General features: G+C 65.4%; 21 protein-coding genes. 7 read left to right on the top strand and 14 right to left on the bottom strand.

Annotation, left to right across the window (positions count from 1 at the left end; genetic code table 11):
- Positions 1-3: 3 nt before the first annotated feature.
- Both J2X50_RS23640 and J2X50_RS23635 read right to left on the bottom strand, forming a co-directional pair.
- Positions 4-1,110, bottom strand: a complete 1,107-nt coding sequence (locus J2X50_RS23640) for a three-Cys-motif partner protein TcmP (RefSeq protein ID WP_429098500.1) — start codon at positions 1,108-1,110, stop codon at positions 4-6.
- A 950-nt stretch (positions 1,111-2,060) separates the two neighbouring features.
- Positions 2,061-3,053 (bottom strand): adenosine kinase, encoded by a 993-nt coding sequence (locus J2X50_RS23635; protein ID WP_429098499.1) that lies wholly within the window; start codon positions 3,051-3,053, stop codon positions 2,061-2,063.
- 182 nt (positions 3,054-3,235) lie between these two features.
- On the opposite strand from J2X50_RS23635, the gene J2X50_RS23630 reads away from it, so the two are divergent.
- Positions 3,236-3,958 (top strand): sulfate transporter family protein, encoded by a 723-nt coding sequence (locus tag J2X50_RS23630; RefSeq protein WP_429098497.1) that lies wholly within the window; start codon positions 3,236-3,238, stop codon positions 3,956-3,958.
- Positions 3,959-3,964: 6 nt separating this feature from the next.
- On the opposite strand, the gene J2X50_RS23625 is transcribed toward J2X50_RS23630, so the two are convergent.
- The 3 genes from J2X50_RS23625 to dut form a co-directional block, all read right to left on the bottom strand.
- The gene (locus J2X50_RS23625) at positions 3,965-4,771 is read right to left on the bottom strand and encodes an isocitrate lyase/PEP mutase family protein (RefSeq protein ID WP_429098495.1); all 807 of its coding nucleotides are present in this window, start codon (positions 4,769-4,771) and stop codon (positions 3,965-3,967) included.
- Positions 4,772-4,839: 68 nt separating this feature from the next.
- Positions 4,840-5,496, bottom strand: coding sequence for an HAD family hydrolase (locus J2X50_RS23620; protein WP_429098494.1), 657 nt, complete (start codon positions 5,494-5,496; stop codon positions 4,840-4,842).
- Complete coding sequence (gene dut / locus J2X50_RS23615; RefSeq protein WP_429098492.1) at positions 5,493-5,972, bottom strand: dUTP diphosphatase; 480 nt, start codon at positions 5,970-5,972, stop codon at positions 5,493-5,495. Before dut ends, J2X50_RS23620 begins: the two co-directional genes overlap by 4 nt.
- A 265-nt stretch (positions 5,973-6,237) precedes the next feature.
- Between dut and J2X50_RS23610 the strand changes: the two genes are divergently transcribed.
- Complete coding sequence (locus J2X50_RS23610; protein WP_429098490.1) at positions 6,238-7,035, top strand: class II glutamine amidotransferase; 798 nt, start codon at positions 6,238-6,240, stop codon at positions 7,033-7,035.
- A 16-nt stretch (positions 7,036-7,051) separates the two neighbouring features.
- Here the strand turns inward: J2X50_RS23610 and J2X50_RS23605 are convergent, their stop codons facing one another.
- The 3 genes from J2X50_RS23605 to J2X50_RS23595 form a co-directional block, all read right to left on the bottom strand.
- Positions 7,052-7,441 (bottom strand): SRPBCC domain-containing protein, encoded by a 390-nt coding sequence (locus J2X50_RS23605; RefSeq protein WP_429098488.1) that lies wholly within the window; start codon positions 7,439-7,441, stop codon positions 7,052-7,054.
- Positions 7,442-7,716: 275 nt separating this feature from the next.
- Positions 7,717-8,202, bottom strand: coding sequence for an SRPBCC family protein (locus J2X50_RS23600; protein ID WP_429098486.1), 486 nt, complete (start codon positions 8,200-8,202; stop codon positions 7,717-7,719).
- Positions 8,199-8,516 (bottom strand): ArsR/SmtB family transcription factor, encoded by a 318-nt coding sequence (locus tag J2X50_RS23595; RefSeq protein ID WP_429098484.1) that lies wholly within the window; start codon positions 8,514-8,516, stop codon positions 8,199-8,201. The genes J2X50_RS23600 and J2X50_RS23595 overlap by 4 nt, the downstream gene beginning before the upstream one ends.
- A gap of 178 nt (positions 8,517-8,694) precedes the next feature.
- Between J2X50_RS23595 and J2X50_RS23590 the strand changes: the two genes are divergently transcribed.
- The 4 genes from J2X50_RS23590 to phnN all read left to right on the top strand — a co-directional run bounded on the left by J2X50_RS23590 (position 8,695) and on the right by phnN (position 12,932).
- The gene (locus tag J2X50_RS23590) at positions 8,695-9,801 is read left to right on the top strand and encodes a DNA alkylation repair protein (RefSeq protein ID WP_429098510.1); all 1,107 of its coding nucleotides are present in this window, start codon (positions 8,695-8,697) and stop codon (positions 9,799-9,801) included.
- 307 nt (positions 9,802-10,108) lie between these two features.
- Positions 10,109-11,701 carry a peptide chain release factor 3 gene (locus J2X50_RS23585; protein WP_429098482.1) on the top strand — a complete coding sequence of 531 codons (1,593 nt, stop codon included), beginning with the start codon at positions 10,109-10,111 and terminating at the stop codon, positions 11,699-11,701.
- 327 nt (positions 11,702-12,028) lie between these two features.
- The gene (locus J2X50_RS23580) at positions 12,029-12,175 is read left to right on the top strand and encodes a hypothetical protein (RefSeq protein ID WP_347968670.1); all 147 of its coding nucleotides are present in this window, start codon (positions 12,029-12,031) and stop codon (positions 12,173-12,175) included.
- Between the two features lie 127 nt (positions 12,176-12,302).
- On the top strand, positions 12,303-12,932 hold the full coding sequence (gene phnN, locus J2X50_RS23575) for a phosphonate metabolism protein/1,5-bisphosphokinase (PRPP-forming) PhnN (protein WP_429098480.1): 630 nt from the start codon (positions 12,303-12,305) through the stop codon (positions 12,930-12,932).
- Between the two features lie 36 nt (positions 12,933-12,968).
- Here the strand turns inward: phnN and J2X50_RS23570 are convergent, their stop codons facing one another.
- The 6 genes from J2X50_RS23570 to J2X50_RS23545 all read right to left on the bottom strand — a co-directional run bounded on the left by J2X50_RS23570 (position 12,969) and on the right by J2X50_RS23545 (position 19,082).
- Positions 12,969-14,063: a DUF1513 domain-containing protein gene (locus J2X50_RS23570; protein WP_429098478.1), complete on the bottom strand. Its 1,095-nt coding sequence runs from the start codon at positions 14,061-14,063 to the stop codon at positions 12,969-12,971.
- A gap of 10 nt (positions 14,064-14,073) precedes the next feature.
- A complete protein-coding gene (locus tag J2X50_RS23565; RefSeq protein WP_429098477.1) occupies positions 14,074-15,150 on the bottom strand; it encodes an imelysin family protein in 1,077 nt (358 codons plus the stop codon).
- Positions 15,150-16,643 (bottom strand): di-heme oxidoredictase family protein, encoded by a 1,494-nt coding sequence (locus J2X50_RS23560; protein ID WP_429098508.1) that lies wholly within the window; start codon positions 16,641-16,643, stop codon positions 15,150-15,152. Before J2X50_RS23560 ends, J2X50_RS23565 begins: the two co-directional genes overlap by 1 nt.
- Before the next feature lie 300 nt (positions 16,644-16,943).
- Complete coding sequence (gene bfr, locus J2X50_RS23555) at positions 16,944-17,429, bottom strand: bacterioferritin (RefSeq protein ID WP_429098475.1); 486 nt, start codon at positions 17,427-17,429, stop codon at positions 16,944-16,946.
- Positions 17,395-17,706, bottom strand: coding sequence for a (2Fe-2S)-binding protein (locus J2X50_RS23550; RefSeq protein WP_429098473.1), 312 nt, complete (start codon positions 17,704-17,706; stop codon positions 17,395-17,397). The genes bfr and J2X50_RS23550 overlap by 35 nt, the downstream gene beginning before the upstream one ends.
- A gap of 71 nt (positions 17,707-17,777) precedes the next feature.
- Positions 17,778-19,082, bottom strand: a complete 1,305-nt coding sequence (locus J2X50_RS23545) for an imelysin family protein (protein ID WP_429098471.1) — start codon at positions 19,080-19,082, stop codon at positions 17,778-17,780.
- Positions 19,083-19,641: 559 nt separating this feature from the next.
- On the opposite strand from J2X50_RS23545, the gene J2X50_RS23540 reads away from it, so the two are divergent.
- Positions 19,642-20,877: an NAD(P)/FAD-dependent oxidoreductase gene (locus J2X50_RS23540; RefSeq protein ID WP_429098469.1), complete on the top strand. Its 1,236-nt coding sequence runs from the start codon at positions 19,642-19,644 to the stop codon at positions 20,875-20,877.
- The last annotated feature ends 234 nt before the right edge of the window (positions 20,878-21,111 follow it).

Below are 21,111 nucleotides of genomic sequence, written 5' to 3'. Positions count from 1 at the left end.
CGTTCAGCCTTGGAACTTGATTCTAACGTGCTCTGGATAGGTGAGCCCTCTCCGTTTGCCTGTGACAGAATGGGCTGTGACCTTTCCTTCATTCTCAAGTTTCACGAGAATTTCGCGATAGTTGGGTCGGATATATGACGTGTCCACGCTGTGTTTTTCATAAATCTGATCAAAGGTGACTTCTTGGCCGGCGTAATCGGCGAGCAGGCTGCCTTCCAAGGCTTCGAGGGGGCGCCTCAGCGAAAAAAGCAACGGCATATCAGCATCAGCAGGAGAGTAGGTTAGCGACGGCACACCCTGATCGTGTGTCGAGCTTTCCTTCGCCATGATGTTCTTCATGATGTCATAGCCTTTGAAATGCTTCGATACAAAAATCAATTTATGGGATGTTCTTTTTCCCGCTGCGTTCTTGAACGTAAACGGAAGTACATACTTTCCGCCGAGGTTCTTAATCTCATTTGCCAAGGACTCGAGAATAAGAGCCTCTCTCAGGTCGGGATTTTTTCCTTTTAGCTTTACCCGCAGTTCGTCCGCTCTAGCTTCCCCAAACAGGGCATTCATGTGTCCCGTTACGGCAGGGTTGTTAATTCCAGCATTGATCCGGTTGTAATTAAAGAAGAAGACGCAATCGCATCCCCAATCTTTAATAACGCCATTCACTATTTTCAATGAAAGTCCTTTGTAGCCAAAAGGGTCAACAAAAGAAAATGAAGGTATGAGTTTCGTTTGCATGAAAAACTTGTCAGCATCTTCGTCCACTTCCCCGCATGCTACGTCAGGCTTAAATTTTAGCCTTTCGATTCCAGGTAACGCGTCTATTTCTGCTTGCAGAGTCGACGTGTTGTCTTTGCTTGCATCATTCAGAAGGGCGACTAGCATATTCGCCAACTTTGGATTTTCGATAGCACGTTCAAGCACCAGCAAGGGCGTGGAAGCGGACCCATCCCTATATCTGCCAGGACCTGCATACAGGTCGATGTAGGCAATCTTGCCATCCTTGAGCTCAGCGGTTGGCATGACAACTGTGGCCCACGCACTGAAGTATTTCTCTACAATTCTAGCCTTGACCTCGGATTGGTCGCTGCGTTCTTCGAAAAATTTCTGGCCCATGTCGCTCCTCAAGCATGGAACATAAAGGGAACATTGTCAACAATTTTGGTGGTAAGATTCTGCCCCAAGTAATTTCTGAGTAAAAATGGGCCTAACAGTCAAGTGGTTCTCGGCTTTTTCGGGCAATGCAAATCGGCCGCGAACATGACGGCTGGCTGAAAAGGGAAGCACCAGCACTCCGTCGTGTGTCACCATCTGTCAGCAATCTGCAAAAAAGTCCCACCCCGTTTTTCCACCCCCTCCAGAACCTCCCGTATCATTGGCCCTGCGATCTTCCACGGGACCCCGGTGCGCACCGGGCATCGGGGGGAAGCGCCGGTGCCGGGCTGGCGGGAGGTCGGTTCTCCTCGCTGGGTGATGAGCCCCCAAGCCCGGGCCTTGCGGCGGCCGGCGGTGCGAACGCATCGCGGCGACTGAGCGGGGCAAGCAGCCGGGCGGAGCGCGGGTTCGCGCCACGTTACTAGACTATCGGCAGGCTCGGCCCCGCGCCCCGCTTCCCGGATTTTTCTCCCTGTTACGGGAGCGTTCTTTGACAATGGCCAGGCGCGAAAGCGAGCGTGGCGATGAAGAAACTCGGCAAAGCGCGGAGGCTTGCGATCCTTCGCGCCCCCCTCTGGCCTGCCGGCCATCTCCCCCTCAGGTGGGGAGATTGGCAGCTGCGCCCGCCTCGCCCGATTTCCAATGTTGAAGGTTGTGCGAGGCCGCGATGAAGGCGTGATCTCCCCACCTGAGGGGGAGATGGCCGGCAGGCCAGAGGGGGGCAACGTAGGGTGGGGGCGCGCGCGATCTTGCCCTCGCCCCGTTTACGGGGAGAGGGAAGCGAAGCCCGGTTTGCCGGGCGAAGCAGGGTGAGGGGCAGCGGCGACAAAGGAGACAGGGGCGCGACGTCGGCGCCGCCCCTCATCCGCCCTTCGGGCACCTTCTCCCCGCGAGCGGGGAGAAGGAAGAAATCAGAGCAGCCCCGCCTGCTCGGCTTCGCGCTTCAAATTCTGCCGCGGCCGGGGGCCGAGCTGCTGGATCACCAGGCCGGCGGCCAGCGAGCCGAGGTCGCCGCAATCCTTGAGCGAGCGCCCTTGCGTGTAGCCGAACAGGAAGCCGGCGGCGTAGAGGTCGCCGGCGCCGGTGGTGTCCACCAGCTCGCGGATCTTGGTCGCCTCGATCACTACGGTCTCGTCGCCGCGCACGATCACCGAGCCCTTCTCCGAACGGGTCACGGCGGCGAGCTTGCAGTCCTTGCGGATCTGGGCGAGCGCTTCGTCGAAGGACGAGGTCTCGTAGAGCGACTTGATCTCGTGGCTGTTGGCGAACACGATGTCGACCGTGCCCGAGCGCATCAGCTCGAGGAACTCTGTGCGGTAGCGGTCGATGCAGAACGAATCCGACAGCGTCATCGACACCTCGCGGCCGGCGGCGCGGGCGTGCGCGGCGGCCAGCAGGATCGCTTCCTTGGCCAGCGGCGGGTCCCACAGATAGCCCTCGAAATAGGTGACCTTGGCGGCGCGCACCCTGTCGGCGTCGACGTCGTCGGGCCCGAGCTCGACGCAGGCGCCGAGATAGGTGTTCATCGAGCGCTCGCCGTCGGGGGTGACGAAGATCATCGAGCGCGCCGTCGGCGGGGTACCGTCGAGCGGTTTCGTGTCGAAGGCCACGCCCTGGGCGCGGATGTCGTGGGCGAAGATCTCGCCGAGCTTGTCGCGCGAGACCTTGCCGAAATAGGCGGCGCGGCCGCCGAAGGAGGCGACTCCGGCGGCGGTGTTGCCGGCCGAGCCGCCCGAGGCTTCGATCGCCGGGCCCATGCGCGCATAGAGCAGCTCGGCGCGCTCGGCGTCGATCAGGTTCATCGCCCCCTTGATGATGCCGTTGTCGCCGAGAAAGGCCTCGTCGCATTGGGCGATGATGTCGACGATGGCGTTGCCGATGCACAGCACGTCATATTGGCTCATCAGGGTCTCCGCGGCGCGTTCGCCGTTGCTTGGGCCATTCTCGGGGCCGACGGATCGGCAAAACGCATTGCCTGTAGCGGCTCGCGGCCCGTTTGCCTACCCGGCAATTTGGCCCTCCTGTGCTTGAGGCGGGCCGCGCGGCACCTTATCTCAGCGGGCGAACAGGGAGCGACCTCAAGACCATGATCCTCGACGCCGCCCGCGCCGCCGCCGGCCAGCTCTTTACGCCGGAGTTCCGCGCGGTGTTCTTCAAGACGCTGGGGCTGACCGTCCTGGCGCTCATCGCGCTCTGGTTCGGCATCCGCGAGCTGTTCGACTGGCTGGCCATGCCGTGGATCGACGCCATGCTGCCGGGCCTGCCGGCCTGGACCGGCTGGCTCGGCCTGGTCGCGGCCATCGTCGCCGGCATCGGCCTGGCGCTCGCACTCGCGCTGCTGGTCGCGCCGGTGACGGCCATCGTCGCCGGCCTGTTCCTCGACGACGTCGCCGAGGTGGTGGAGAAGGCCAGCTATCCCGCCGACCGCCCGGGGCGGGCGGTGCCCGCCCTGCGCGCCATCGTGCTGGCGGTCAAATTCTTCGGCATCGTCATCCTCGGCAACATCATCGCCCTGATGCTGATGTTCATCCCGCTCGTCAACATCGGCGCCTTCTTCCTGGTCAACGGCTACCTGCTCGGCCGCGAATTCTTCGAATTCGCCGCCATGCGCTTCCGCTCCGAACAGGACGCCAGGGACATGCGCCGCCGCAACGCCGGCACGGTGTTCATGGCCGGCCTCGTCATCGCCGCCTTCCTCGCCGTGCCGGTCCTCAACCTTCTCACCCCGCTCTTCGCCGCGGCGATGATGGTGCACCTGCACAAGAGCCTGTCTGCGACCGAGACCGGGCCGGCGGCGGCGCGGGCGTGACCGCCTTCAGCCCTCGCGGCCGAACAGCGCCTGCAGCTTGGCGTAGGCCATGCCGTCGCGGGCGAATTCGAACGTGCCCTGGCCGAGCATCTCGCGCGACGCCCGCTCCATCATGCCGAAGGCGTAGGCGGTGAGCTTGGAGCCGAGCGAGATGCGCTTGGCGCCGGCCTCGGCCAGCACTGCGACCGAGAAGCCCGGCACGGCCAGCACGTTGACCGGCTTGGAGACCGCGCTGCACAGGGTGCGGATCACGCCGATATCGGTGATGCCCGGCGCATAGAGCACGTCGGCGCCGGCCTTCTCGAAGGCCTGCAGCCGCTTGATGGTGTCGTCGAGGTCGGGCCGGTCCCAGAGGAAATTCTCCGCGCGTGCCGTCAGCACGAAGTCGTGCTTCAGCGCCCGCGCCGCCTCTGCGGCGGCCGTGACGCGCTCGACCGCATGCGAGAACTCGTAGATCGGATTGTCGGCCTCGCCGGTGTGGTCCTCGATCGAGCAGCCCGCGAGCCCTGCGGCCTCGGCCGCGAAGATCGTCTCGCCGGCACTTTCGGGGCTGTCGCCCTTGCCCTTCTCGAGATCGGCCGACACCGGCAGCCCGGTGGCATGCGCCATGTCGCGGCAGTGGTGGATCATCGTCTCGAAGCCGACCTCGCCGTCGGGCAGGCCGCGCGAGAAGGCGAAGCCGGCGCTGGTCGTCGCCAGCGCCTCGAAGCCGAAGGAGGCGAGCAGGCGGGCGGTGCCGACGTCCCAGGGATTGGGGATGATGAAGGCGCCCGGCGCCTCGTGGAGTTTCCGGAAGACCGCGCCCTTGTCCATGTCAACACCCTCGAGCTGAACCGACGGGCCGATACTAGACCGGAGTTCGGAACGCCTCAAATCCGATTTCAGGCGATGGGGACAAGTCCTGCCAGCTTGCGCATGTCGTCGAACAGGACGGCGCCGCTGGCCTCGAGCCCGTCGCGGTCGGCATGCGGGTCGCCGTGATAGCCGAACACGCGCATGCCGGCAGCTCGCCCCGCCTGGGCGCCCGCGACGCTGTCCTCGACGACGATGCAGTCCGAAGGCTCGACGCCCATCGTGCCGGCGGCGTGCAGGAAAAGGTCGGGGAACGGCTTGCCGCGCTCGACCATGGTGGCGGAAAACAGCACGTCGCGGAAATGCGTGAGCAGCCCGGTCTGGCCGAGGGTCAAATGCATCTTTTCGATGCGCGCCGACGAGGCCACACAATAGGCGATGCCGGCGGATTGCACCGCGCCGACGAAGGTCTCGACGTGCGGGATGGCCCGCACGCCGCTCGCAAACAGGCCGGGCAGCTCGCGGTACCAGCGTTCGACGAAGTCGGATCCGAGACTGGCGCCGGTCGCCTCGACCTCCTTCTGCACCGATGTCAGGCTGCGCCCGACGAACTGCCTGCGGCAGTCCTCGTAGCTCACCGGATAGCCGGCCTCGGTCAGCCAGGCCGAAAGCCGCCAGTTGGCCAGCGGCTCGGTGTCGACGAGCACGCCGTCGCAGTCGAAGATGACCAGCCTGGGCCGGCTCATGCCGTACCGGTCGAGCCGAAGCCGCCATTGCCGCGCTCGGTCGAGCCGGCGAGGCTGCGCTCCTCGATGGCGACGTGGGTCACGGGTGCGATCACCATCTGAGCGATGCGCATGCCGCGCTCGACGTAGAAGTCCTCGTCGCCATGGTTGATCAGGAGCACCTTGACCTCGCCGCGATAATCGCTGTCGATCGTGCCGGGCGTGTTGAGGCAGGTGATGCCGTGCTTGTAGGCGAGACCAGAGCGCGGCCGCACCTGACCCTCGAAGCCCTCGGGGATCTCGAACACCAGGCCCGTCGGCACCAGCGCGCGCCGGCCGGGCAGGATGAGCAGCGGCCGGTCGTCGGCGACCGCGGCGCGAAGATCCATGCCGGCCGCGCCAGCGCTTTCATAGGCGGGCAGGGGCAGGCCCTCGCCATGCGGCAAACGAACGATCCCGACGACGGGGGCGGAGGAGTTTTCGGTGGCGGATTTCATGGCGGCGATCCTATGGGACGGTGCTCGGAGAACGTCAATCCCGATCTCGGCGCGACGTGGCTGCATGGGTAGGGCTGTGTGGTTTTTGCATGACGCTCCCGCGTGAACCTTTGCCACGACCGCGACACAAACGGATGGAGAAGCTTGGCGGCGTGCGGTTCTGCGCATTTACCATTTGTTATCCATGCTGGCCGAGTGTGGGGCGATGTCTCCGATACGGACAGATGATGTCCCCGATACGGACAGATATTGAGGTCGAACAATCATGTGCCGGTGGGCCGCCTATCTCGGTGAAGAGGTCTTTCTCGAAGACATCGTTTCCGCACCCTGCCACTCGCTGATCGCCCAGAGCCATTGCGCCCAGGAAGCGAAGTCGCCGACCAATGGCGACGGCTTCGGCCTGGCCTGGTACGGCGACCGGCCCGAGCCCGGCCTCTACCGCGATATCTTGCCGGCCTGGTCCGACCCCAACCTCAAGAGCCTGTGCCGGCAGATCAGGTCGAGCCTGTTTCTGGCGCATGTGCGCGCCGCCACCGGCGGCGGCACCAGCCGGGCCAACTGCCATCCCTTCATCTCGGGCCGCTGGAGCTTCATGCACAACGGCCAAATCTCCGGCTTCGAGCGCATCCGCCGCCGGCTCGAGGCGGGCGTCTGCGACACGCTCTACGAACAGCGCCAGGGCACGACAGATTCCGAATTGTTCTTCCTCTTGATGCTTGAGGAGGGGCTGGACGCCGACCCGCAGGCAGCGGTTGCCCGTGCCGCGCGTCGTGTCATCGACGCATCGGAAGCCGCCGGCATGGCTGCATCGTTCAAGCTGACGGCGGCCTTCAGCGACGGCGAGAACCTGTTTGCGGTCCGCTACGCCACCGACGCGCATGCGCCGACGCTCTATACCCGCGACGGCGCCACCGGCCGCTGCATCGTCTCCGAACCCTTCGACCGCGAGGGCGAGAGCTGGCAGGCCGTGCCGCCGTCGAGCTTCGTCACCATGACGCGGCAGGGCATGACGGTCAGCCCGTTTGCGCCCGCTGCCGCCGGCCAGGCGGTGGCTGCGGAGTAGGGCTGCCTGGCTTGCCCTAATGGTGGGTCAGCGCCTTGTTCATCGGCTCCCAGTACATCTTCGACCAGCCTTCATCGAGGCTGGCATGTGCCGTGCGTGGATAGCCGTTCTGATCGAAGACGAGCCTGGTGCCGCCGCTCTCGGCCTCGAGTTCGAAGCGGACGACCGAATAGATGCCCTCGGCCCAGTGCCGCGAGCGCCACGCCTGGACGATGCGGCGGTTGGGCACGAGCTCGAGATTGCGGGCTTCGATATCGCCGCCGAACATCGACACCTCGCCGCCCTCATGCGTCGAGATATGGGCCGAGCGTCCGCCCGTCATCGCCTGGAAGCGGGCGGAATCGAGAAGCAGGTCGTAGATGTCCTTCGGCGTGCCCTTGAGATGCACTTCCTGATGGATGGTCATGGCGACCTCCCTGGATGTGGACAGCGCGTTTGCCGGTATTTTCGGCCTGTCCTGGGTGGCCGTCAATGACGACATGCGGCCGCGTGGGACCGCATGTCCAGGGACGAAACAGGCCAGGCGGCCGCCTCGGCCTTGTCGCCCATGTTTTCAAACTGCCGGCGTTCACTCGAACCGCGTCCCGCCTGGGCGATCGGCGCCAAGCTGACCTCGACCTCGCTGAGCAGGTCGGGATCGTAGTTCCGGCAGGCGCTGATGCCTCAGGCCCAGCGTCGCCGTCAGGCCTGGCCGGCGAACAGATCGGCGTAGCGCCGCAAGTAGAGCGGCCAGCCCTGATCGCCGTCGACGCCGTCGCGTTCGCTTTCCCAACCCTGACCGTGCCGATCGAGCTTCCGATGCTCGATCTCGACGCGGGTCCGGTTCGCGGTTTCGGCGATGAAGCGCACCTCCCACTCGCTTGTCTTGTCCGGATCGCCCTCGATCTGCCAGCGTGGACTGATATCCCAGCTCATGAGCAGCCGGGTAGGCGGCTCGTATGCCAGCACGCGTGCCCATCGGCACTCGCTGCCATCGGCGCCGCGATCGTAGACGTGCCCACCGACTCTGGGCTCGAACACGGTCTCGGTGATCGGTACGGCCAACAGGTTGTGCTCGCGCGGCTTGAAATTGCCGAACTCCTCCGTGAAAACCCTGAACGCACGCTCGATCGGGGCGTCGACCACGACGGACTGCCTTACGGCGGTTATGGGAACATGCCTGTTCATTTCCGCTCCTCTTGCGGTTGATCGACTGCTTCCTTGTAGGCCGCCAGCGTCTGGCTCCAGAACCCGTCGAGCCATGCGCGCATGCGGCCGAGGCCTGCCGGGTCGACATGGTAGATGTTGCGGGTGCCCAGCGGCTCCATGCGCACCAGATGCGCCTCCTTCAGCACCTTGAGATGCTGCGACACCGCCGACTGAGACACCGGCAGGGTGTGCGTGATCTCGGCCACCGAACATGGCCGCTGCGCCACCCGCTCGAAGATGGTCCGACGCGTCGGGTCGGCAAGGGCGGCGATCTGCGAGTAATCGTAAGCCATAACTAATCATAAGTATAAACTGATGAAGAGTCAAGAGTGACGGCGGTCTCACCATTTTGTGCTGTGGGCAGGCTGACCAAGGCTCCTGACAGCCCGTTGGCAGCAGGCTGGTGTAATTTGCCGGCTCGAATCGTCGGGGCGAGCCGGCGCAACAGGCCAGCAGATGAGGACCGACCAGATGGACGACACCGCGACGCAGGCTGCGCCCGCGCTCAAGGAAATTTTCGACCGGGCCCGCTTCCAGCACATCGCCGGCGAGATGGCGGCGATTTCGCGCGATTTCGACGGCGAACGCTTTTTGGCGCTGGCGACGAAAGATCTCGACGCGCTCGGCATCATGCAGCGGCTGCGGCAGACTGCCGAGGCGCTGCGCGGCGCGTTGACCTGCGACTTCGCCCGTTCGGTCGCGCTTTTGCGGGAACTGGCGCCGCGCATCGGGTACGGCTTCGCCGCGATCGTGCTTTCGGAGTTCGTGGCGCTCTATGGCAGGGCGGATTTCGACCGCTCGATGGTGGCACTGCACTATTTCACCCGCTTCGGCTCGGCCGAGTTCGCCATCCGCCATTTCCTTGCCGACGATTTCGAGCGGACGCTTGACGTGATGCGCGGCTGGGCGCTCGACGACAACGAGCATGTGCGCCGCCTCGCCAGCGAAGGCGCGCGCCCGCGCCTGCCATGGTCGTTCCAGCTCAAGAGGCTGATTGCCGACCCGTCGCCGACGCTGCCGATCCTGGAACTGCTGAAGAGCGACCCCAGCCTCTATGTGCGCAAGTCGGTGGCCAACCACCTCAATGACATCAGCAAGGACAATGCGGAACTCCTGCTCGAACGCCTGGCCGGCTGGGACATGGCCGACAGGAACACGGCCTGGATCGTGCGCCATGCCTTGCGGACGCTGATCAAGAAAGGCGATCCGACGGCGCTGGCGCTGATCGGCACGACCGGCAGGCCCGAGGTCGACGTCGCGGCATTTGCCGTCACGCCGGCGTCGATAGCACTCGGCGGGCGTATCGCGCTCAGGACCAGCATCGTCTCGACGGCGGAGCGGCCGCAGCAGCTCGTGGTCGATTATGCCGTCCACTATGTGAAGAAGGCCGGCGGCACCTCGAAGAAGGTGTTCAAGCTCAAGCAGATCACCCTGCCGCCGGCAGGGCGCAAGGAGCTGGAGATCAGCCAGGCGGTGCGCGACTTCACCACCCGCAAGCACTATCCCGGCCACCATCGCGTCGAGCTGATCGTCAATGGCGAGACCGTCGCCGAGGGCGGGTTCGAGCTGCGCGGCTGACCCCGTGGGCATGGCGCGACGTCGATGCCTCCCTCCCCCTTGTGGGGAGGGATAGAGGGTGGGGGTCAGATTGCGAACACCTTCCCCGATCCATTGCGCCTGAAGGTGACGTTTGAACCCAGGTCGAGCAATGCACCCCCACCCTCTATCCCTCCCCACAAGGGGGAGGGAGGCGTCGGCGCCTGCCGCGCCAACGGTAACTGTCCTGGATCAGCACGTCGCCTGCAGCATCGCCGCCGCGTGTCCATTTCCTCGACAGGCGCGACCACGGCTGTTAGAAGCCCGCCATCAAACGGGAATTCCTTGCATGACCGAGACGATCCAAGAGGCGGTGGCGCGCCGCCGTACTTTCGCGATCATCGCGCACCCTGACGCCGGCAAGACGACGCTGACCGAAAAGCTGCTTTTGTTCGGCGGCGCGATCCAGCTCGCCGGCGAGGTCAAGGCCAAGAAGGACAAGATCCAGACGCGCTCCGACTGGATGAAGATCGAGCGCGAGCGCGGCATCTCGGTGGTCACCTCGGTGATGACCTTCGAATATGGCGACAACGTCTTCAACCTCTTGGACACGCCCGGACACGAGGACTTCGCCGACGATACCTATCGCACGCTGTCGGCGGTCGACAGCGCGGTCATGGTCATCGACGCCGCCAAGGGTATCGAGCCGCGCACGCTGAAGCTGTTCGAGGTCTGCCGCATGCGCGACATCCCGATCATCACCTTCGTCAACAAGATGGACCGCGAGGCGCGCAACACCTTCGAGATCCTCGACGAGATCGAGGAGAAGCTGGCGCTCGACACCGCCCCGATCACATGGCCGATCGGCCAGGGCAAGACCTTCTCCGGCACCTACCATCTCGCCCAGAACGCGGTGCGACATGGCGACGACGAGAAGGAGCGCACGCCCGTGCACGGCCCGGATTCCAACCGCGCCGCGGGCCTCTTGCCCGACAACGACCGCCCGGCCTTCATCGAGGAGCTGGAGCTGGCGCGGGAAGCGTGCCGCCCCTTCGATCTCCAGGCCTTCCGCGAAGGCCATTTGACGCCCGTCTATTTCGGCTCGGCGCTGCGCAATTTCGGCGTGCGCGACCTGATCGAGGCGCTGGGCGAGTTCGGTCCGGCACCGCGCGCCCAGGAGGCCGACACGCGCAAGGTCGAGGCGACGGAGGAGAAGATGACGTCGTTCGTCTTCAAGATCCAGGCCAACATGGACCCCAACCACCGCGACCGCATCGCCTTCGTCCGCGTCTGCTCGGGCGAGCTCAAGCGCGGCATGAAGGCCAAGCTCGTGCGCACCGGCAAGCCGATGAGCCTGTCGGCGCCGCAGTTCTTCTTCGCCCGCTCTCGCATCACCGCCGACGAGGCCTATGCCGGCGACGTGGTCGGCATCCCCAACCATGGCACGCTGCGCATCGGCGACACGCTGACCGAGGGCGAGGACATCCTGTTCCGCGGCGTGCCCAACTTCGCGCCGGAAATCCTGCGCCGCGTGCGCCTGGGCGACGCCATGAAGGCCAAGAAGCTCAAGGAAGCGCTGCAGCAGATGGCCGAGGAGGGCGTGGTGCAGCTGTTCCAGCCCGAGGACGGCTCGCCGGCCATTGTCGGCGTCGTCGGCGCGCTGCAGATCGACGTGCTCAAGGAGCGTCTCAACGTCGAATACACGCTGCCCGTCGACTTCGAGATGTCGCGCTTCTCCGTCTGCCGCTGGATCGGCGCCGACGACAAGGCCGACCTGCAGCGCTTCGTCGAGAGCCATCGCGGCGACATCGCCCGCGATCTCGACAACGACCCGGTCTATCTCGCCCAGCACGAGTTCTCGCTCAACTACGAGGCCGAGCGCTGGAAGATGATCCGCTTCGCCGCGATCAAGGACTACCAGGTGCGCGACAAGGCTGCTTAGGCCGAGCGCATGGCGTCTACCCGACCTGATCTTCTTTCGCCGGCCCGCCTGCCGGCGAATATTGCAAGGTCGATGCCTGTTTGGCGAAAATAAGGTCGATGTTTTGTCGCAAGTATCTTGAATATTTGGCTCTGGACCAAAACATTCGGAATTCTTGCAATGCCGAATATATCTTCTGGTATATCTCGTCGCTTGTCTTGAGTGTATGCAAATGTATTGATGTTGCATACATGCCCGCCCGGATGGGCGTGGCGGTGTTCCGCGGGGGGCGGCACATGTCAAGCATGAGGCAACAGGGCGGAATTGGCAGACAGAAACACCGTAGCATTGGCGCAGGTCGACGAAATCTGGCTGCGCGCCTGGGTCAACGAAGGCATTATCACGCCTGAGCAATTCGAAGCCGAGATGCGCCGTCGGCGGCTTGCGGCAACTCCAACGGAAGCCGCGGCTGACGATGAGCCGCTTCCTGAATAGCATGCCGGACGATCCGCTGTCGCCTGTCCGTCATCGCCGCTTCGTCATTCCGTCATCCAAATCGCCTATTCCGTCCCCGGCGCTGGCCGTCGGGGCACGAGGGCTGCTATGGAGGAAATGACGTCGCATGATGGTTTCTGCATTGATCGAGCGTGAACTCACCCGCATCGGAACGCCCGTCCGCTACGGCGTTTTCGTCGCCGTGGTCGGCCCGAGCGGCGCCGGCAAGGACACGCTGATTGCCTATGTGCGCGAGCGCCTGACCGACGAGGACCACGTCGAGTTCGCCCGCCGCGTCATCACCCGCCACAGCGACGGCGCCTCCGAGGATCACGACACGCTGGCCGACCCCGCCTTCATCGAAGCCGAGGAGGCCGGCGCCTTCGCTCTGTCCTGGGAGGCGCACGGCCTGCGCTACGGCATTCCGGCGTCCGTCGACGATGCCATCGCCAACGGCCAGGTGGTCGTCGCCAACACCTCGCGCGGCGTCATCCCGGCGCTGCGCGCGCGCTACGCCAACGTCGCCGTGGTCGAGATCACCGCCTCGCCCGAGATCCTTGCGACGCGGTTGGCCGCGCGCGGCCGGGAATCGCGCGGCGAGGTGCTGGCGCGCCTCGCCCGCACCGCGCCGCACGACCTGTCTGGCCCCGGCCATGTGTCGATCGACAATTCCGGCATCCCGGAGATCGCCGGCGACAAGTTCCTCGCCGTGCTGCGCAAGGCCGTCGCCCATGCGGACGTCTCCGGGCTGATCTAAGCTTTTGCGTAAGTATCAGCTTACGTATATTGCGGGTCAGATGCGCAGCATGTGGTTGTCCCACACATGCTCGGGATCGTCGGCCTGGGTGCCGTCGGGCGCGACGATGAGGCCGGCGCCGGTCGTGGCGAGGAAGCCGTCGCGGTCGGGCGCGAGGCCGCAGACCTCGACCAGATCGTTCTGCGCCACCACCTTGCCGCTCTTCGCTTCGATCGTCGCCCAGGCGTTGCCCTGCGGCGAGGAGACGGCGACCAGCCCGGCGTCGCGGTTGGCCGCCACCGAGCCGATGTAGTTGCGGAAGCCGCCGAGGATGTCCTCGGGCATGTCCAGCAGTTCGAGCTCCTTGCCGCGGACGGCACGGCCGACCAAAAGCGGCTTCTCCGTCGCCGGACCTTCGTGCTGGCAGCCGAACCAGACGGTGCCGGACGCATCGATATCCATGTGCCGGATCGACAATTGGTGAAGCTTTTCAGGCAGTTCGTGCTTTTCGAGCAGATCGCCCGAAACGCGGTCTACCAGCACGAAGGACGGCTTCATGGTGGGCAGGTTGAGCTTGGCGCGGCCGAAATCCGGGTGGGTCTCGATGCCGCCGTTGCAGATCGCCAGCGTGCGCCCGTCGCCGAGCAGGATCAGCTCGTGCGGGCCGACACCGTGGGTCGGGAACTCTCCGATGCGGCGGAAGCCGTCGCGGGCGTCATAGACGCCGACCATCCCGGCGGCGTTGTCGAAATCGTTCTCGGTGACATAGAGCAGCGCGCCGTCGGGCGAGAACACGCCGTGGCCGTAATAGTGGCGGCCGGCGATGCTCGGGATGGTCAGCGGCGCCTCCCGGCCGGTGTGGTCGAACACCGTCATGAATGTGCCGGGCTGGCGGGCGAAGACCACCGACTTGCGCGAGTTCGGATCGAAGGTCACGTCGTGGCCGCGGTCTGGCAGCGCCACCGAATGCAGGATCTTGCCGGCCTCCGACAAGACCGCGACGCCATATTCGCCCGAACGCGATTGGTAAGCTGTGGCGAACATAGCGTCGGTTTCGAGCGCCAGTGCGCGTCGTGCCGGCGCGAGCGACATCAGGAAGGTCGTGCCCGCGGCCTTGAGGAAGTCGCGGCGATCGAACAGGGGCGTGCGCATGGCCGGACCCTCAGTCGCCGTCCAGCGACGAGAAACCGGCAGTCAGCCCGAGCGCGCCGGCGAGGCGGGTGCCGAACAGCTCCGACAGGCTGGAGGTGACGACGCCGAAATAGGCGAGCTTGCCGCGCTTTTCTGCGTCAGTGAGAGCCGCATCGACGGGACCGGTCACCGCCGATGCAGCGTTTTGTGCATTGGCGAACTCGAAGTCGATGGATTGCGCGATCCACTGGAAATCGGCCGGCAGCAGAGAGCCGAACCGCGAGGCGTCGAACAGCGCCTTCATGCCGGCGATGTTGCCGCCGAGCGAGGCTGCCGTGCCTTGCGATCGCCAGTAGAGCGCCTGCTTGGGCTTGTCGGCGGCGGCCTCCTTGCCGAGGAAGCCGTTGACGCGCACGTCGCGCACCAGTTCCAGCCCGTTGACATAGACTTCGAGCAGTTCGGTGACGGCCTCGGTGGCGTTGCGGTAGAGCGCATTGTCGGGGCCGGGCGTCTTCCATTGGCCGGCAAAACCCTTGTCGTCGCGCCAGGCGGCGTCGACGTCCGATGCGATCTTGCCGACATTGCCCGAAATCGCCTTGCCGTAGGAACAGCGATAGGCTGCGCCGGCCCCGGCGAGGTCGTCGGCGCCGGTACCGAACAGGACGAATTCCAGCGCCCCCAGCCCCTGCATCGCCACGCTTTTTTCGCCGAGCCTGGCGGCATCGGTCGCGGTCTCGTCCTTGTCGGCGATGGCCGCCTGCACTTGCTTGAGGCCGGTGCCCTTGCGGTCGGGCCAGAACAGCATGCGCTCGAGCCGGTTCGCTTCGGTGATCGGGCCGAAGCGGATGATCTCGACCTCGGACCAGCTTTCTGTGGTTTGCGAGAAGGCCTTCCGCGCGGCTTCGAGAGTGTCGGTGGAAGGCGAGGCGCAGAGCTTGTCCATCGACGCGCCGAGTGCGGTGGTCTGCTCGACCAGCCGGCCATAGGCGGGACGGATGAAGCCGTCGATGGCGCCCGAGATCACCTTGTCGGAGGCCTCGTTGGCCAGGGCCGCCGCGGGGAGGGCGACCGAGACGGCGAGCGCGGTGGCGAGGAAGCGTCCGGCCATCACAGCGACTCCAGGAATTTGATCAGGGCATCGCGGTCGGTGGCGGGCAGGGTTGCGAAGCGGTCGCGAGAAGCCTGCGCCTCGCCGCCGTGCCACAGGATCGCCTCGGTGAGGTTCCGGGCGCGCCCGTCATGCAGGAAGAAGGTGTGGCCGTTGACGGTCTCTGTGAGGCCGATGCCCCACAGCGGCGGCGTGCGCCATTCGCTGCCGGTGGCATCGCCCACCTGCTGGCCGTCGGCGAGACCGTCTCCCATGTCGTGCAGCAGGAAATCGGAATAGGGCCAGATCAGCTGGAAGGCCTGCGCCTTGTTGGGCGCGTCGCGGCGGGTGACGAATTTCGGCGTGTGGCACGAGGCGCAACCGGCCTCGTAGAACGCCTGCTTGCCGCGCAGCACCTGCGGATCGTCGATGTCGCGGCGCGCCGGCACGGCGAGGTTCTGCGAATAGAAGGTGACGAGATCCATGATCGGATCGGGCGCCTCGTCGGGCCCGAGCCGCTCCTGCACGCCGTTCGGCATGGCGAGGCAGTCGGCCTGGGCCTTGGTGCAGTCGCCCCAGTGCTGCGGCACGTCGGGCGTCGAGATGCCGATGTCGCCGGCAAAGGCACCGGCCGACTGCTGGCGGATGGTCGGGTTCTGCGCCTTCCAGCCGAAGCGGCCGAGGGCGAGCTCGCCTGTCTTGCCATCGCGGACGACGGCAATCTTGCCGGAAATGCCGTCGCCGTTGCCGTCGTCCGGATCGGCATTGGCGAGGAGGTCGGCGGGGTGGATCTGCTCGACCAGCCCGAGGCCGATCATCGCCGGCGTGACGCGCGGCGACAGCGTCGTCTTCGGATCCATCGGCCCGTAGCCGAGGTCGGCGACCGAATAGCTCGGCTTGCGCAGCGAAAGCCTGGTGCCGTCGGCCAGCTCGACCGGCACCTCCTCATAGGCGATGACCATGCGCCCCTCGCCCTTGAGGCCGGGCACGGCGAGATCCTGGAACTGGCCGCCATAGACCGGATCGGGGAAGTTCGGCACCTTGCGGTCGGCGACGGCCGCTTTTTCCTCTTCGGTCTCCGCGGTGCGGGCCAGGCGCAGGAACATCGAGGTGGCGTCCGTATTGCCCTCGGGCGGATGGCCGCGGCCGTCCTTGAGGTGGCAGCTCTGGCAGGCGCGCGCGTTGAACAGCGGCCCGAGCCCGTCGGAAGCCTGGGTCGAGGACGGCGAGGACACCCACAGCTTGCGGAACATGCCGTTGCCGAGCTTGAAGGTGCCTTCTTCCTCGAAGCTGATGTTGGCCGAGGACTGCGAGAAGGCGTCCTGGTTGACGCGCTTCTCCGAGGTGCCGGCGCCGCCCTGCATGCGCTCGAACTGCTCGGGCTTGGAGAAGTCGGTCGTCGGCCTGACGATCCTTTCGACGCGGGCCTTGTCCTTGGGATTGAGGTCGGTGCGCTCGGTGGGAAATTGTGCGGCATCGCCATCGGCGGCGGACGGGCCGGCCGTGGCGAACAGGATCAGATTGGCCGCGAGCGCGCCGAGAAGTAGCTTGGCGCTACGCTTGTTCGTAGGCGGAACGGTACCCCCACCCCTGATCCCTCGCCACAAGGGGGAGGGGAATTCTGCGGCGTCGCTGCCCAGCGCCAAACCCCGACAACTTTGGTCAAAGCTGGCGAGACCTCGTCCCCCTCCCCCTTGTGGGGAGGGGGCAGGGGTGGGGGTATTCATAGAGGCAATCGCCTGGCTGGTTGCAGTGGCGGGCGCACCCGCCAGGGCGCGGCGCGTCAGGGAAAATTTACGCCGCATTCCGGCATCCTATTCGGCCTCGTCAGCGGTCTCGGCGTTGAGCTGGCCATATTTCTCGTCGCCGATCTCCTCGAGGAGCTGCAGCTGCGTCTCGAGGAAGTCGATGTGGCTTTCCTCGTCGGCGAGCAGCTCTTCGAAGAGCTTCATGGATACGTAGTCGCCGTGCTGCTGGCAGATCTCGCGCGACTTCTTGTACGAGGTCCGGGCGTCATATTCGCCGGCGAGATCGCTTTCGAGCACTTCCTTGACGTTCTGGCCGATGCGCAGCGGCGCCACCGACTGCAGGTTGGGATGACCTTCGAGGAAGATGATGCGCGCCACGAGCCTGTCGGCATGGTGCATCTCTTCGATGGATTCCGCCCGCTCTTTCTTGGCGAGCTTGCCGTAACCCCAGTCTTCGAGAAGGCGATAGTGCACCCAGTACTGGTTGACCGCGCCGAGTTCGAGGAAAAGGGCTTCGTTAAGCCGCTCGATGACCTGCTTTTCGCCTTTCATTGAATCTGCTCCCAAATTGGATCCGCAATGCTTTCACACGGTCCATGTGCGAAACGATATCCCCGCCGCTCGCCTCCGTACGAGCGTGGTAGGCTTCGGTAATCCGAATGATCGTTTCGACCACATTTGGGAAGCAGCCGCAACAACGTCCTCGCTTCTGCAGCGTGTGATAGACCTTTGCCGGCACGATCAGCGACCAGGGATCCCGGTCGAGAAGCTCGATGATCGTGTCTTCGATCTCCTTCTGGGTGATCAGGTTGCAGTGGCAGATCAGCATGGCTTGCTCTGGGTGGCTGGCGGCGCGTCTTCCACGCCGCGTGGCTTGGATAATCTAGGCGCTGGGGGCGCTCACTGGAAGACCTTGTCGGGGGCGTCCAGGCTGTCCGAGCCCTCGAAGGCGATGGCTTCGAGCTTGAGTGCGGAGACCGCGCGCTCGATCGACTTGGTCTGGTCGACGAGAGCGTCGATCGCCGCCTGCACCCTGGCGTTGCCTTCGGCATTGCCCTCGGCGATCTGCTGGTCGTAGGACTCGCCGGCCTCGGCGCGTGCCTTGATCGCCTCCATCTGGGCGACCGTGGCGTCGAGCTTGCCGCCGAGTTCGGTGTCGAGCGCTGCATCTGCCTGCTTGACCAGGTCCGACACCGACGGACCCTCGACGGTCGAGCCATCGAGGCGCTTGTAGCTGCCGAGATAGGCGTTGCGGATGCCGACCGCGTCGTAGAGATGCGAGATGTGGGTGTTGTCCGAGAAGCAGTCGTGCTCCTCTTCCGGATCGTGCAGCAGGAGGCCGAGCTTCATACGCTCGCCCGCGAGTTCGCCATAGGACAGCGAGCCCATGCCGGTGAGAATGGTGGAGATGCCGGCCTTGGGGTCGCCGTCGACGAGCGCCTTGCGGGCAGCGCCGTCGGCCTTCCAGTTGCCGACCATCTCTTCGAGGTCGGCGACCAGCAGGTCGGTCGCGGCCGCGAGATACTGGCCACGACGGTCGCAGTTGCCGCCGGTGCAGTTGGCCGTGTCGTAGTCGGTATAGGGGCGGTTGCCGGCGCCGGGGCCGGTGCCATTCAGGTCCTGGCCCCAGAGCAGGAATTCGATGGCATGGTAGCCGGTGGCGACGTTGGCCTCGATGCCGCCGGCCTCCTGCAGCGTGCCCGACAGGAATTCGGGCGTGATTTTCGAAGCATCGACCTTCTGGCCGTTGATCTCGATCGAGGGGTTGGCGATCACATTGGCGGTGTAGAGCGAATTCTCGTCGGACTCGCTGCCGTAGCTCTTGTCGACATAGTCGATCAGGCCCTCGTCCAGCGGCCAGGCGTTCACGCGGCCTTCCCAGTCGTCGACGATCGCGTTGCCGAAGCGGTAGACCTCGGTCTGCTGGTAGGGGATGCGGGCTGCCTTCCAGGCCTCGCGGGCCGCCTTCAGCGTCTCGTCCGAGGGCTTGGCGATCAGTGCCTCGATCGCCGCGTCGAGCGCCTTGGCGGTGACGAGCGAGTCCTCGTACTTGGCCAGCGCGATGTCGGCATAGGTGGCGATGACCGCCTTCGGGTCCGTTTCGGCTTTCGCCGGCAGGACGAAGACCGCGGCGGTCAGCGCCGTCGTGGCGGCGATGGCGGCGAGCCTGCCGAAATGCCGGCTGCGCGTTATGGATGCAGGCATGAACGTCTCCTCAGCGTCTGCGATGGCGCGGGGCCGCGCCGAAAAACCCGTGCGCCGGCCATCGGGCAGCGAACCGCAGGATCGAGGGAAGACTTCGGGGGCGGCCTCGGACAATCGCGAAGATGCCCGAGAGGGCTCATGCGACAGAACCAGCGCCGGCGGGCGACGCGTCGAAGGCTGGCACCCGGCGCTCCAATCGAAAGGGTTCAAGGCCCAGACATCAAAGACAGGCGCTGTAAAAAGCAGGGCGACATAAGGGCGTCCGGCATCAAAAGTCAACGTCCGAGAGCAGAAAAATGCAGTCGGATCAATAGTTTAGAATTATTCTAAACTAAATTTGTCCAGTTTATGAGGGCGCGATTGCCGGCAAGCCATTGATTTGGCGGGCGCTTGCCGTCACGGGTACCGCGCATGCGGTCAGGCCAGGTCGTCGCGGGTGAATGCGCGAGCTTGACAGCCGTGCCGTCGGCTGTCAGCCAGATATCCGTGCATGGCCCCTTGCGGTTCCCCGTTGCAGCGGCCATTTCCGCGGGTGTTTTCAGGTGCTGCAGAGGCGAGCATGAAGAACGGTGTGGTGATTGTCGGAGCGGGTCATGCCGGCGTGCAGGCGGCGGCCAGCCTGCGCGAGGAGGGCTATGACGGCCCGGTCGTCCTGCTCGGCGACGAGAACGAGCTGCCCTACCACAAGCCTCCGCTGTCCAAGACCTTCATCAAGGATCCCGCCGCCCACCCGCAGCCGCTGCGCGGCGAGGTCTTCTACTCCGGCCATTCGATCGATTTCCGCCCCGGTTCGCTGGTGGAGGGCATCGACGTCGCGACCCAGCGCCTCGCGCTCGCCGGCGGCCAGGACCTCGCCTACGACCATCTGATCCTCGCCACCGGCTCGCGGCCGCGGGTGCTGCCGCTTCAGGGCTCGGACCTGGCCGGCGTGCTGTCGCTGCGCTCTGTGGCCGACGCGAGGCTGATCCGCGACCACAGTACCGCGAGCGAGGACGTCGTCGTCATCGGCGGCGGCTTCATCGGCCTGGAGATCGCCGCGACGCTCGCCGCCGGGGGCCGCCGCGTCACCGTCGTCGAGGCGCTCGACCGGCTGCTCGGCCGCGCCGTGGCGCCGCTGATCGCCGAGCACGTGCGCAAGCGGCTGGAAGCGTCGGGCGTGCGCATCCTGCTCGGGACCACCATCGAGCGTATCGAGGGCGACAACGGCCATGTCGCCGGTGCGCTGACATCCGCCGGCGAACATTTGCCGGCGAAGATGGTCATCATCGGCATCGGCGTGGTGCCCAATGTCGAGCTGGCCCAGGCCGCCGGCCTCGCCGTCGCCAACGGCATCCGCATCGACGGCCGGATGCGCAGCTCGGTCGAGAACATCCTCGCCGTCGGCGACAACGCCAGCTACCGCCACTGGCAGACCGGCGCGGACGTCAGGCTGGAATCGGTCCAGAACGCCACCGACCAGGCCAAGCTCGCGGCGCGTACCATCGTCGGCCATGACGGCGACTACGCGGCGGTGCCGTGGTTCTGGTCCGACATCGGCGACATGAAGCTGCAGATGGTCGGGCTCACGGCAGGCAGCGACCGGCAGATCCTGTCGGGCGACCCGGCGGAAAACCGCTTCTCGGTCTATCACTTCATCGCCGACCGGCTGGCAGCGATCGAATCCGTCAACCGCCCGGCCGACCACATGCTCGGCCGCAAGATGCTCGGCCTCGGCTTCTCGCCGACGGCGGAGATGGTGGCGGGCGGGGCGGAAGCGCTGAAGGCGGCACTCGCGGCGCTGCCGCCGCAGGGGTGAGCCGGCGCCGATTTCAGGCACGCTTTTCCGGACAAGCTACCCCCACCCCTAGTCTAACCCCTCCCCACAAGGGGGAGGGGGATTCTGCCCTCGCCACGGCCACGACGAAGCCATCCGTCCTCGAGGCACGGCGGTGGCGCAAGTCCCCCTCCCCCTTGTGGGTGTTTGGACCGGGGACATCGCGAACAGGTGTGCGAAGACATCGCGAACAGGTTTGCGCCTATGGCGCGAGGG

Origin of the sequence: Aminobacter sp. BE322, from assembly GCF_050433525.1 — a bacterium.
GTDB lineage: Bacteria > Pseudomonadota > Alphaproteobacteria > Rhizobiales > Rhizobiaceae > Aminobacter.
This window is presented reverse-complemented; position numbering and strand designations above follow the sequence as displayed.

Coding starts and splice junctions, on each gene's coding strand:
- J2X50_RS23640 (WP_429098500.1), bottom strand. CDS start 1,110: ATGGGCCAGAAATTTTTCGAAGAACGCAGCGACCAATCCGAGGTCAAG.
- J2X50_RS23635 (WP_429098499.1), bottom strand. CDS start 3,053: ATGAGCCAATATGACGTGCTGTGCATCGGCAACGCCATCGTCGACATC.
- J2X50_RS23630 (WP_429098497.1), top strand. CDS start 3,236: ATGATCCTCGACGCCGCCCGCGCCGCCGCCGGCCAGCTCTTTACGCCG.
- J2X50_RS23625 (WP_429098495.1), bottom strand. CDS start 4,771: ATGGACAAGGGCGCGGTCTTCCGGAAACTCCACGAGGCGCCGGGCGCC.
- J2X50_RS23620 (WP_429098494.1), bottom strand. CDS start 5,496: ATGAGCCGGCCCAGGCTGGTCATCTTCGACTGCGACGGCGTGCTCGTC.
- dut (WP_429098492.1), bottom strand. CDS start 5,972: ATGAAATCCGCCACCGAAAACTCCTCCGCCCCCGTCGTCGGGATCGTT.
- J2X50_RS23610 (WP_429098490.1), top strand. CDS start 6,238: ATGTGCCGGTGGGCCGCCTATCTCGGTGAAGAGGTCTTTCTCGAAGAC.
- J2X50_RS23605 (WP_429098488.1), bottom strand. CDS start 7,441: ATGACCATCCATCAGGAAGTGCATCTCAAGGGCACGCCGAAGGACATC.
- J2X50_RS23600 (WP_429098486.1), bottom strand. CDS start 8,202: ATGAACAGGCATGTTCCCATAACCGCCGTAAGGCAGTCCGTCGTGGTC.
- J2X50_RS23595 (WP_429098484.1), bottom strand. CDS start 8,516: ATGGCTTACGATTACTCGCAGATCGCCGCCCTTGCCGACCCGACGCGT.
- J2X50_RS23590 (WP_429098510.1), top strand. CDS start 8,695: ATGGACGACACCGCGACGCAGGCTGCGCCCGCGCTCAAGGAAATTTTC.
- J2X50_RS23585 (WP_429098482.1), top strand. CDS start 10,109: ATGACCGAGACGATCCAAGAGGCGGTGGCGCGCCGCCGTACTTTCGCG.
- phnN (WP_429098480.1), top strand. CDS start 12,303: ATGATGGTTTCTGCATTGATCGAGCGTGAACTCACCCGCATCGGAACG.
- J2X50_RS23570 (WP_429098478.1), bottom strand. CDS start 14,063: ATGCGCACGCCCCTGTTCGATCGCCGCGACTTCCTCAAGGCCGCGGGC.
- J2X50_RS23565 (WP_429098477.1), bottom strand. CDS start 15,150: ATGGCCGGACGCTTCCTCGCCACCGCGCTCGCCGTCTCGGTCGCCCTC.
- bfr (WP_429098475.1), bottom strand. CDS start 17,429: ATGAAAGGCGAAAAGCAGGTCATCGAGCGGCTTAACGAAGCCCTTTTC.
- J2X50_RS23550 (WP_429098473.1), bottom strand. CDS start 17,706: ATGCTGATCTGCCACTGCAACCTGATCACCCAGAAGGAGATCGAAGAC.
- J2X50_RS23545 (WP_429098471.1), bottom strand. CDS start 19,082: ATGCCTGCATCCATAACGCGCAGCCGGCATTTCGGCAGGCTCGCCGCC.
- J2X50_RS23540 (WP_429098469.1), top strand. CDS start 19,642: ATGAAGAACGGTGTGGTGATTGTCGGAGCGGGTCATGCCGGCGTGCAG.